The organism is Streptococcus sanguinis SK49 (genome assembly GCF_000212815.1).
Classification (GTDB): Bacteria; Bacillota; Bacilli; order Lactobacillales; family Streptococcaceae; genus Streptococcus; species Streptococcus sanguinis_C.
On sequence record NZ_GL890986.1, the window covers coordinates 591268 to 603153 of the forward strand.

The 11886-nt window shown below is 41.5% G+C and carries 7 protein-coding genes and 1 tRNA gene; 1 reads left to right on the plus strand and 7 read right to left on the minus strand.

Features of this window, described 5'->3' with window-relative positions; translation table 11 throughout:
• From HMPREF9380_RS00465 to HMPREF9380_RS00450, 4 genes are all read right to left on the minus strand, one after another.
• Positions 1 to 633, minus strand: coding sequence for a thiamine diphosphokinase (locus HMPREF9380_RS00465; protein ID WP_004193827.1), 633 nt, complete (start codon positions 631 to 633; stop codon positions 1 to 3).
• On the minus strand, positions 626 to 1285 hold the full coding sequence (gene rpe, locus HMPREF9380_RS00460) for a ribulose-phosphate 3-epimerase (protein ID WP_002893879.1): 660 nt from the start codon (positions 1283 to 1285) through the stop codon (positions 626 to 628). The genes HMPREF9380_RS00465 and rpe overlap by 8 nt, the downstream gene beginning before the upstream one ends.
• Positions 1286 to 1296: 11 nt before the next feature.
• Positions 1297 to 2175 carry a ribosome small subunit-dependent GTPase A gene (rsgA, locus tag HMPREF9380_RS00455; RefSeq protein WP_004193829.1) on the minus strand — a complete coding sequence of 293 codons (879 nt, stop codon included), beginning with the start codon at positions 2173 to 2175 and terminating at the stop codon, positions 1297 to 1299.
• 232 nt (positions 2176 to 2407) lie between these two features.
• Positions 2408 to 7630: a Cna B-type domain-containing protein gene (locus HMPREF9380_RS00450; RefSeq protein WP_155114642.1), complete on the minus strand. Its 5223-nt coding sequence runs from the start codon at positions 7628 to 7630 to the stop codon at positions 2408 to 2410.
• A gap of 171 nt (positions 7631 to 7801) precedes the next feature.
• On the opposite strand from HMPREF9380_RS00450, the gene HMPREF9380_RS00445 reads away from it, so the two are divergent.
• Positions 7802 to 7884 (plus strand) — tRNA-Leu (locus HMPREF9380_RS00445).
• A gap of 15 nt (positions 7885 to 7899) precedes the next feature.
• On the opposite strand, the gene HMPREF9380_RS00440 is transcribed toward HMPREF9380_RS00445, so the two are convergent.
• The 3 genes from HMPREF9380_RS00440 to HMPREF9380_RS00430 form a co-directional block, all read right to left on the minus strand.
• Entirely contained in the window at positions 7900 to 8307 is a 408-nt protein-coding gene (locus HMPREF9380_RS00440) for a hypothetical protein (RefSeq protein WP_004193833.1), read from the minus strand.
• 56 nt (positions 8308 to 8363) lie between these two features.
• Positions 8364 to 9236 (minus strand): 16S rRNA (adenine(1518)-N(6)/adenine(1519)-N(6))-dimethyltransferase RsmA, encoded by an 873-nt coding sequence (gene rsmA / locus HMPREF9380_RS00435; RefSeq protein WP_004193835.1) that lies wholly within the window; start codon positions 9234 to 9236, stop codon positions 8364 to 8366.
• Between the two features lie 123 nt (positions 9237 to 9359).
• The coding region (locus HMPREF9380_RS00430; RefSeq protein WP_235787807.1) for a tetratricopeptide repeat protein at positions 9360 to 11886 on the minus strand (2527 nt) is incomplete at its 5' end.

Consider the following 11886-nt stretch of genomic DNA (forward strand, 5'->3'; position numbering starts at 1 on the left):
TCAGCTCCTGTCTTTGCTGTAAATGACGACTGTATAGCCGCTATCAAAGTCCAAATAAATGGGCTTATCTATAAATTCGTTAGAAGCATACACTTTTTTGAAAAAAAAGTTATCTTTATTGAGCGGATATTTGGCGCCCTCAATCGTTAAGGCAGCATCATCCGATGGCAGAAAGGCTAGATAACGCATACCAGTTACCGGCCTGATTTCATGGCGCCCCTTGGGAACATAGGTCAGCAGATTCTGTTCGTCTTCTAGAAAAATCTTTTCCATATATTGTGCAATTTTTTCATTACTGGGCAGGAAGACATTGGCCAAGGCATGATCCAGACGGCCCCCAAAGGCTCCAAAAATAGTCAAACAAGCATCTGGATAGCGCTCAAAACAAGCTAGAACAGCTAACTCCAGGTCCGTATCATCCTTTTCAGGATGGGCCTGAACGACTTCCTTGGCACTATCTTTTATGCGCAGCAATTCTTCCTCGGTCACAGAGTCAAAATCCCCGACAGCCAAGTCAAGACAAACTCCCTGCTCAAGCAGAAAGAGACTTCCACGGTCTACTCCGACTAAAACATCAAAATCTAAGCTAAAATGCTCCAAATTCCCGCCAGCAAACAGTGCAACCTTAGTCATGCAGGGCATCCCGTAAGGTCTGAACTTGATGATTGACATCGCCCTTGAAGACATAGCTACCAGCTACGAAGACATTGGCACCAGCTTCTTTAGCAATTCCAATGGTCTTATCGTCAATACCGCCATCCACTTCAATATCAAAATTCAGCTGATTGACTTCACGCAAGACAACTAATTCACGAATCTTATCCATGGTTTCTGGCAGAAAGGCCTGACCACCGAAGCCTGGATTAACTGTCATCACAAGGACTTGGTCAACTAGATTTAAAACATTTTTGACTGCTTCAACTGGTGTTCCCGGATTAATCACAACACTAGGTTTGACTCCCGCTGCCCGAATCTTCTGCAGTGCTCCGTGGATATGTGGCGTCGCTTCGGCATGGATGCTGATAATATCTGCACCGGCACGAGCGAATTCTTCAATATGATGTTCAGGATTGGAAACCATCAGATGACAATCAAAGACTAGCTTGCTGTGAGGACGCATACTGGCAACAACCCCAGCCCCAAAGCTGATATTGGGTACAAAATGACCATCCATAATATCAATATGGGCATACTCAGCGCCTGTTGCTTCTAACTTTTTTAGTTCTGATTCAAAATTAGCATAGTCCGCACTTAAGATTGAAGGGGCAATTTTGAATGAAGTCATAGTTCTTCTCCTTATTTAGAATTTTTTTTGGCAACTTTTTTATAGGTCTCCCGACGATTTTCAATCTCGCTGAGAAATTGCAGGTAATTATCAAAGCGGAATGAAGCTATCTGACCGGACTCAACTGCTGGCTTAACGGCACAAGCTGGCTCGTGAGTATGAGTGCAAGTACGAAACTTACAGGACTGGCTGACCTCAGCAATCTCTGGAAAAGCTTGATTGAGATCTTCAGCTGTAGTCACCTCATAATCCAAAGACGAAAATCCTGGCGTATCAGCAATCTTCCCACCGTTTAGATTGTAAAAGCTGACAGCCCGTGTCGTATGACGGCCACGGCCAAGACTTTCAGAAATCTCTCCTGTTTCCAGCTGCAGGTCTGGGGCGATTTTATTGAGCAGGGTGGACTTTCCAACCCCAGTCTGTCCCATAAAAACAGTGATTTTCCCTGTCAGCAGCGGCAGCAATTCCTCAGTCGTCTTAATGACCTCATAGCCGATGGCCTGATAAGCCTGCACATAGATATCCAAGCTCTGCTCATCTTCAAGCAGGTCTAACTTGCTGAGGTAGATAATAGGATGGATCTGCTTATGCTCTAAAAGCACCAGAAAGCGATCCAACAGATTGGCATTAAAATCTGGCTCTTTGGCGCTCATGATTACAACTGCCTGGTCGATATTGACAATCGGCGGCCGAACGAGGCTGTTTTTACGCTCTGCTATTTTTAAAATATAGCCTTCCGAGTCTTTTTCTGCTGAAAATTCGACTTCATCACCGACATAAGGTGTCTGCCCTTTTTTGCGAAAATTACCCCGCGCTCTGGTTTGATAAACCTGTCCGTCCGACTCTACATAATAGAAACCAGCCAGAGCCTTAATGATTTTTCCTTGCAAGATTGCTCCTTAAAAGTTAATACACTCATTATAACAAAAAATGCGAGATTTAGCTTGCTTGTTTTGCATAGAAGGCATTTCTTAAGGTTTGCTTCACTTTTCATAGAAAGTAGCTATTTTAAAATACCTAGGATGAAACTGGCATAAAAAAAGCGAACAAGCTCTAAAGAACCTGTTCGCTTTTTATATCAAATAAGATATTTACTGTAATTTCAGTAAGTCACAAAACTGATTAGCTGCGTTTTGCCTTAGCCATCAGCATTCCTCCTGCGAGAAGCGCTGCTAGGAAGCCAAGAATAGTAACAAGGAGATTTTCTTCCTGTCCAGTACGAGGAAGAGCTTTCCCTCCGACTTTCGGAGCTTGACCGCCTGGCTTATTATTTACCGCTCCTTCAACAGCCTCTTTCTTAGCAGGGATATGACTAAAGGTCAGCTGAGTACCGTTAATCTCAAGCTTGTAGCCATCAACTGGATCAGCCGCAACACTATAGACAATTTCCTTGCCGTCCTTGTACTTAGGAAGGCCGCTAAAGTCATACTGCCAACCATTTTCTCCTGACACAACCTCTTCTTTGATTGGTTTGCCATCTGCCAAGAGGCGAACAGTAATCTTAGAAGGTCGCACCTTATCTTGATTTTCAGCATCTGACCATACCGCAGTTCCCTTAACAGCAATCTGTGTTGGTTTATAGCTATTAGTCAAAGTAAAGCTGCCATCTGTTGCTTGTTCTTGGCTGCTGCTATACCCCTCAACTGTCACTTCTTCAAGGACTGTATAGTTGATTTTCTTGCCCTTCTTATTCTTAGGCAGATCTTTGGACTCAAACTTCCAGTCAGTAGCGGCTGTCACTTCCATCTCATCTACTACCTTATCTCCGTCCAAAATCTTGACCTTGATAGATGCTGGACGCTTGCCGTCTTGATTATTAGCATCATCCCAAACCTTTTGACCAGAGACTTTAACGGTTTCTGGAGTGTAGGAGTTGGTAATAGTGAACTTATCAATCTTAGTTTCATACTGAGCAACCGCATCTTCCTTAAGCGTGTAGGCAATCTCTTGACCATTTCTATATTTAGGCAGGTCTTTGGATTCAAACTTCCATCCATTAGCAGCTGTTACTTCAAGCGTATCAACAACTGTGCTTCCATCCATTACTTTAACTGTAATAGATGTTGGGCGTTTGCCGTCTTGATCGTCTGCATCATCCCAGACTTTCTGACCAGAAACTTTAACCTGCTCTGGAGTATGAGAGTTAGTGATTGTCTGACCTTCTACTTTCGGACTGTAACCTTTTTCTTTCAAAGCGACTACTGTTGCATCATCCTCTTTGACGGAGTAGGTGATCTTCTGTCCCTTGTCAAACTGAGGCAGATTAGTGAAACTTGCTTTCCATGTGTTGGCATCTGCCTTATCAGCAACTGTCAATGTTAATGTCTTACCTGCGACAGCAACTGGCTCTTCACCATTTACTGAGCTATACAGTTGCACTGTGATAGAAGCTGGACGCTTGCCGTCTTGGTTATCAGCATCATCCCAGACCTTCGTAACAGCATGCTCCGTACTTTGAGGAGTGTAAGAATTAGTAATGGTGAACTTATCAATCTTAGTTTGATATTCCGCAACTGCTTCTTCAGTAACAGTATAGGCAATCTCTTGACCTGCTGCATACTTAGGAAGAGCTTTAGACTCAAACTTCCAATCGTTAGCAGCTGTTACTTCCAGCTCATCTACGACAGTATTACCATTTTTTACCTTAACCTTAACAGAAGCTGGACGCTTGCCATCTTGGTTATCAGCGTCATCCCAGACTTTTTGACCGGAAATCTTAATCATCTCTGGAGTGTAAGAGTTGGTAACTGTGAAATCTTTGATTTCTTTAGTATAGCCAGCTACATCATCTTCCTCGATAGAGTAATCAATCTTCTGACCATTTTCATAAACTGGCAGATTTTCAAATTTAGTTTGCCATTGATCAGCAGCCGTCACTTCCTTGCTAGCGACTTCTGTCTTGACACCGCCGACTGTCTTCATCAGCTTAATGCTAATCTTAGTTGGACGCTTGCCGTCTTGATTGTCGTTGTCATTCCAGGTCTTGCTAGCAGTGATTTCTGTCTTTTCTGGTGTATAAGAGTTAGTGATATTGTAGCCGTTGAGATTGGTTGAATAACCCGGTACAGCTTCTTCTGTTACTGTATAGGTAATTCGTTGGCCATCCTTGTAGACTGGCAAGCCAGTAAAGTTGTAAGACCAGCCTTCTGCCTCACCGACTGTTTGAGTATTGACTTTTTGACCATCAGCTAGCAGATTAACTGTGATAGAAGCTGGGCGCTTGCCATCCTGGTTATCGCCATCTTCCCAAGTCTTGCTGCCAGACACAGTCATTGTCTCTGGAGTGTAAGAATTGGTGATGTTGTAACCATCCACTTTGCTAGTATAACCTGGAACAGCTTCCTCACTTACGGTATAAGTAATTTCTTGGCCTGCTGCGTACTTAGGCAAAGCCTTGGACTCATATCTCCAGTCGTTAGCGGAAGTCACATTTTGCTCATCAACAACCGTATCGCCATTCAGAATCTTAACCTTAACAGAAGCTGGACGCTTACCATCTTGGTTGTCCGCATCTTCCCATTTCTTCTGACCAGAAATCTTAACCGTTTCTGGAGTGTAAGAGTTGGTGATGTTGTAGCCATCCACCTTGCTTGTGTAGCCTGAGACAGCTTCTTCTGCAACAGTATAAGCAATTTCTTGGCCTGCTGCATATTTAGGAAGAGGATTGGATTCATATTTCCAACCGTTAGCAGCCGTCACTTCCTGCACATCGACAATATCTTGTCCTTTCAAGATCTTGACTCTAACAGCATTTGGACGCTTGCCATCTTGGTTATCCGCATCTTCCCACTTCTTCTGACCGGAAATCTTGACTGTTTCTGGAGTGTAAGAGTTGGTGATGTTGTAGCCATCCACCTTGCTCGTGTATCCTGAGACAGCTTCTTCTGCAACAGTATATGCAATTTCTTGGCCTGCTGCGTACTTGGGCAAAGCCTTGGACTCATATTTCCAACCGTTAGCAGAAGTCACTTCTTGCTCATCAACAACCGTATCACCATTCAGAATTTTAACTTTAACAGATGCTGGACGCTTACCATCTTGGTTGTCCGCATCTTCCCACTTCTTCTGGCCGGAAATCTTGACTGTTTCTGGAGTATAAGAATTAGTAATGTTGTAACCCTCTACCTTGCTAGTATAACCTGGAACAGCTTCCTCACTTATGGTATAAGTGATTTCTTGACCTGACGCATATTTAGGAAGAGGATTAGACTCATATTTCCAACCGTTAGCAGCCGTCACTTCCTGCACATCAACAACCGTATCACCATTCAGAATTTTAACCTTAACAGATGCTGGACGCTTACCATCTTGGTTATCTGCATCATCCCACTTCTTCTGACCAGCAACTGTGGTTGTTTCTGATTGATGGGTATTGGTCACAACAAATCCTTCAGCAGCATTTCCAATAACTTGAGCTTGATAATGAGGGACTGCGTCCTCTTCCAGAGAGTAAACTACTTCTTGTCCTTTTTCATACTTGTTCAAGTTAGTGAACTCAGTTGACCACTGGTCAGCTTCGGTCAGAGTTCTGTTCGCAACTTCTGATTTCTGACCGCCGACTTCTTTATAAAGTTTTACAACAACATTGGCAGGACGTTTGCCGTCTTGATTCTCGGCATCATCCCATTTCTTGCTGGCTTTGATAGAGATTTTCTCTGGTGTACGACTATTGGTAACAGTGAGATTTTCCTGATCTACTTCTGGAGCATCGTAGCCATCAAGCTGATTTTCACCGATTGTATAGGTGATTTTTTGACCATTTGCATCAAAGATTGGTAAATCAGTTGTCTGAGCTGTCCACTCCGCATCAGTACTGCCACCAGTTACGGCCACTGTCTTATCAGCCAGTTTTTTACCATTAGCGTAAACATCTACAGCAATGGAAGCTGGACGCTTACCATCCTGGTTGTTTTCATCTTTCCAAACTTTCTTAATTGTCAACTTTTTGCTGGCATTGGGATCTACCGTATTCTTGACTGTCTTAACCGCTCCTTCAGCCTTGATAGTCACCTTCATCGGATCACCGTCCAGCACATATCCTTCTGGAGCTGTTACTTCTTCTACTGTGAATTGGCCTTTCTTGATTTCTTCACTTGAGAAAGGCTGTGTAGAAACCCGACCGTTAGCATCTGTTGGCGGCAGAGTAATTTCTTCGCCACTCGGAGTTATCACCTTAAAGATAGCTCCCTCCAGCATTTTACCAGTCTTAGAATCCTGCTTGTAAATAACCAGACTATTACTGATATCAGCAGTAATGACACCGCCTTCTGTAATGCGGCTACTTCGTTCAACAGTGAAACTCTTCTGAGCAGGACGATCATCTCTAAACGGTAACGTTTCATTGTCAACTTCCATCTCAGCTGTATTTGAAACCAAAGAGCCATCAGCAGGTGAAGTCGTCGTATAGCTCAGCATAAAAGCACGATTGCCCGGGTTGCTAATCGTTAAAGTAAACTCTGTATAAGTCTCATTATATGTGATGGTATAATCTTGACCTTGTTTTAATACAACTGAATTGGAAATACTGGATAAACTATTTGTATAAGCTCCCTGGCGTAAAACAATCCCTTCTGGAACAAATTGCATAGGAGCACTGTTATCAGGAATCTTATCTTTAATGACAATTGGCGAATTGTAGGTTTTTTGTTGGGTGTTAATCCGCACAACCCAGTTATGTGAATAATCTCCACTTTTTCCAAGAATAGCCGAATTATATGGTTTTTTAGCAATAACTCCTCCAAACTTGGCAAAGTTTTCTCCAGCTGTAGAAAAACTACTTTGCCTACGTTCATTAATAGTTACCTTATGTGCCATCGTACCTTGGGTCTCATCTGGATTATAATTCCAATCTTGATTAGCCCCTACCGATGTTGCCTGAAAGTCAAAGAAAAAACTACCTTTTACTCCACTTGCAGTTGTTTTAGCCTTATACTCCTCCAAATTTTGAAGAGTTACTGTTATAAGACCACCCTTAGCCGAACCGTTGGATTTAGTCTTTGCTGCACCAAGCTGAACCTGTGTCTCTTGGTCTGTCAGATTAAACTTGGTGCCATCAGCAATGGTTGCTCCATTCGGAACTGTAAAGGTAAAGGTATCTCCATCTTTCAGTCTATTGTCATAAGCAGACAAATCAAAAGTCAGTTGATAGCGATAGCTTCCTCCTTGCGTCAATGAGTATGCACCATTAATCTTAGTTGCTTCCCGGCCATTTACATAATCCCAGATTTTTATGTCTGTAATTGCATTTTTCAAAGTATCCGCTTGAATATGTCTTACAAAAAGCCTCACATCCAGCAAAAATAGAAGGGGCAACATCAGAAACAACAACCATTTCTTAACTTTCATCATATCTCCTCTTTTATTTTATAGTCAAATAAACATATATACTTCATTGTAACAAATCCATACTGTAAAGGCAATGAAAGCAGCAAATCTTTTTCTATCTATTTCTTTATTGAATAATTTTTTCATTCTCTATTGGCATTTTCACAAAAATAAGTTATAATAGAATCTCAAGCGGAGGTGGTGGAACGGCAGACACGCATGCTTCAGGCGCATGTGCCCGTACGGGTGTGAGGGTTCAAATCCCTTCCTCCGCATAAAAAACAATCCTATCATGATTGATAGGATTTTTTGTTATTATGAAGCAGAATTACACTGCTGATAAAAGCCAGAAAGGTCAGTCCCCCTGTTAAATACTTCTCTAATAGACTAGCGGTCACAAAGAAATTGAAAACAGTAGCCAAAAAGAGAAAAACAGTTCCGCTTAAGATGATCTTTCTCAGAACAGAAGACTTTAAGCTACTTCTTAGCCAGCCTCCAAACGATAAGTAACTGAAACCAAAGAAACCCCACAGCAAGAAAAGCAGGAAGTTGACAGGACGCAGCCATAAAGGAAATACTATATAAGCTCCGCCAAATACCAAACGTCCCAGAGGCAGACCTAGCATAAGCAGGAAATGGAGTAAAGACTGCGAAAACCAGAGCAGGGCAGAAAACAAAGACAGAAATTTTACTTTCATATATACCTCATTAGCAAAATAGAAGACCAGCTATGTAGAGCAGATCTTCTATTTTTTTATAATCCTTCAGACTTCAAAGCATCTGCCAGGCGCGCAAATTCCTCTAAACTCAGAGCTTCTCCCCGAACACTTGGAGATAAGTCAGCTCGTTCTAAAGCTGCTGTCAGTTTGCCTTTAGTCTCCTCAGACTTCCCAAAACAACTGGTCAGGTTATTCCAGAGAGTTTTCCTGCGGTGGACAAAACTGGCCTTGGAGACCTTGAAAAAGAATTTCTCATCCTGAACCTCAGCTGCCGGCTGCTCTCTGCGCACCATCTTGAGAATAGCCGAATCCACATTAGGCGCTGGCACAAAGACTGTCCTCGGCACGATAAAGGCAACCTTGGCCGTCATGTAATACTGCACCGCAATCGACAAACTACCATAAGCCTTGGTATTCGGCTGAGCCGAAATCCGATCGGCCACTTCTTTTTGCATCATAACGACAAACTCACTAAAAGGAATCCCGCTCTCAATCAAATGCATGAGAATCGGTGTTGTGATGTAGTAGGGCAGATTTGCCACTACCTTGATAGGCAGGTCTGGATTCTTAAACTCTGCTATGTACTGGGCCAGATCAACCTTGAGAATATCCTGATTGACCACTGTCACATTGTCAAAATCGCGCAGAGTATCCGCCAAAATCGGCACCAGCCGATCATCAATCTCAAAGGCCATGACCTCCACGGCACTTTCGGCCAAAAATTCCGTCAAAGCCCCAATACCAGGACCAATTTCGATGACATTGACCTTTTTGTCAATCTCAGCTGTGTCCACAATCTTCTGGAGGATGTTCGTATCCGTCAGGAAATTCTGACCGAAAGATTTTTTAAAAGTGAAACCGTGACGCTCCAGAATGGCACGGGTTACACTATGGTCTGCAATTCTCATTTTATTACGAATACAGTCTGCTGTATTCTTCCTTTCTTTTCTTCTATACCGACATGTTTCAGACGACTTGGATATGTGCTCCAGTTCTCCTATTAAATCTTTATATATGGCTTATAGAGGCCTTTATCTAAATTTTATCATAGATTTTTTAAACACAATATTCTTATCCAACAGTTTCAACAAGGGAGTTACGTATTCAGGATTCGGAAACTTAGGACCAAAAATGACTTCACCGATTTGAATTGGATTTTCCCGTTCTACATAAAGTTTACCCATTCCAGAAGACTTATCAATCTTGATTTTCTTATTCTCAGAATCTAGGTTAGCATAGCGTAAGATACGCAGTTCATTCTCATATTTATAATCCACAGATTTAAACAAGTAACGAATTTCCTCTATACAGTCAGAAATCGCTTTTTGATAAAATTCATCCTTTTTACCTAAATTCTTATTTAGTTCTTTCTTTAAAGACTTCAACAATGTTTCCAACTCGATTATTTCTTTATCATCAAAGAGCTCCGTTTTTTCTATGCTAAACTTACCACCTGAATCATTGACATAGGCGATTCGGTAGAGATAATCTACATTTCCTTTTGAATCACTATCTTTTTCTACAGAATTCGGTTCAGTTCCTTCATCATTAACAGCATCGACTGAATCATACTTCTCACTCTGAAACATAGATTTTTCAAAACCACTATTTAATTCAGATTTGATTAAAGACATCTTATCAGAAAATTCTAAAGAGATCTTTTCTTGACGCCAAGAGACATCATTGAAGGATGTAAATCTAGAAAAGTCATCTTCCCGAAGTACAATACAAACACCTTGGGCATCATCACCATACTGAGACCACATGGCTAAATCATCCGTTTTAATAGTAAAGCTCATTAAAAACCATGAGCTTGGCTCTAAAATATCTCGTCTATCTAAGCCCAATATCTTTTCTATGATGATACCTTCCTCTGGATCATTCATATAATTCGCATTATTCAGACGAGTTTTTCCAGATATGGAAAAACTTGATTCCTCCCTCTGATCCTGATCCAACAAAATTTGAAGCACGCTTCCTTTAGTGTAATGGCCAAACTTAAGATTTTCCTTTTTATCTTCATCTTTCAATCCAAGTTGGTATTTGATTTTTTGAACATACTGGTAGATAGACAGTATGTTTTTTAGTTCATTCGAGTCTTCTTTATAACGCTCTGCCCACGTTTGTAAAATAGCATATTTGGTATCCCTTAAAAGACCTTCCTTTAAGATAAAGATGAATAGCTTGTACTCCTCACCGTCACAAACCTTATCATTACGAAAAAATAAATCATCAAAAGTTTGTAGCATAAATTTGGAGAATTGTCCATAGAGTTTTTTTATTGTTTCGGTTGTTTGAAGGCGTTCGTCTACCTCCGGTTGAAGTTCAAATAAACATACCAAGAATACACTATATACAAAAGCAATTACTTCAGAATCTTGGAAGCGCTCATGTAGATTCTGTACTTTCTCAACAGTAACCCCCAGTTCCTTCAACTCAGACTGCTTGAGTGATACATTGAACAAAATCATAGCATAACACAATGCTATATCAAGTGAATCTGGAAACTGTTCATGCAAGGCATGCAATTGATCAACAGTAGCCTCCGGTTCGCTCAACTCAGACTGCTCGGTTGATACATTGAACAAAATCATGGCAAAGACTTTTGCTATATCAAGTGAGTCTGGAAACTGTTCATGCAATGCATGCAATTGATCAACAATACACTCCAGTTCATTCAATTCAGGCCACTTGAGTGATACATTGACCAAAATCATAGCATAATGCAATGCTATATCAGATGAATTTGGAAACTGTTCATGCAAAGCATGCAATTGCTCAACAGTAGCCTCCGGTTCGTTCAACTCAGACTGCTCGGTTGATACATTGACCAAAATCCTAGCAAAGGCTTCTGCTATATCAGGTGAATCTGGAAACTGTTCATGCAAGGCATACAATTGCTCAACAGTAGCCTCCAGTTCATGCAACTCAGACTGCTTGAGTGATACATTGAACAAAATCATAGCATAATGCAATGCTATATCAGGTGAATCTGGAAACTGTTCATGCAAGGCATGCAATTGCTCAGCAGTAACCTCCAGTTCGTTCAACTCAGACTGCTCGGTTGATACATTGACCAAAATCATAGCATAATGCAATGCTATATCAAGTGAATCTGGAAACTGTTCATGCAAGGCATGCAATTGATCAACAATACACTCCAGTTCATGCAACTCAGACTGCTTGAGTGATACATTGAACAAAATCATAGCATAACACAATGCTATATCAGGTGAATCTGGAAACTGTTCATGCAAGGCATGCAATTGATCAACAGTAGTCTTCCGTTCATGCAACTCAGACTGCTCGGTTGATACATTGACCAAAATCATAGCAAAGGCTTCTGCTATATCAGGTGAATCTGGAAAGTCTTCATGCAAGGCATGCAATTGATCAACAGTAGTCTCCAATTCATGCAACTCAGACTGCTCGGTTGATACACTGAACAAAATCCTAGCAAAGGCTTTTGCTATATCAAGTGAATCTGGAAAGTCTTCATGCAAGAACTGCAATTGCTCAACGGTAGCCTCCAGTTCATGCAACTCAGACTGCTCGGTT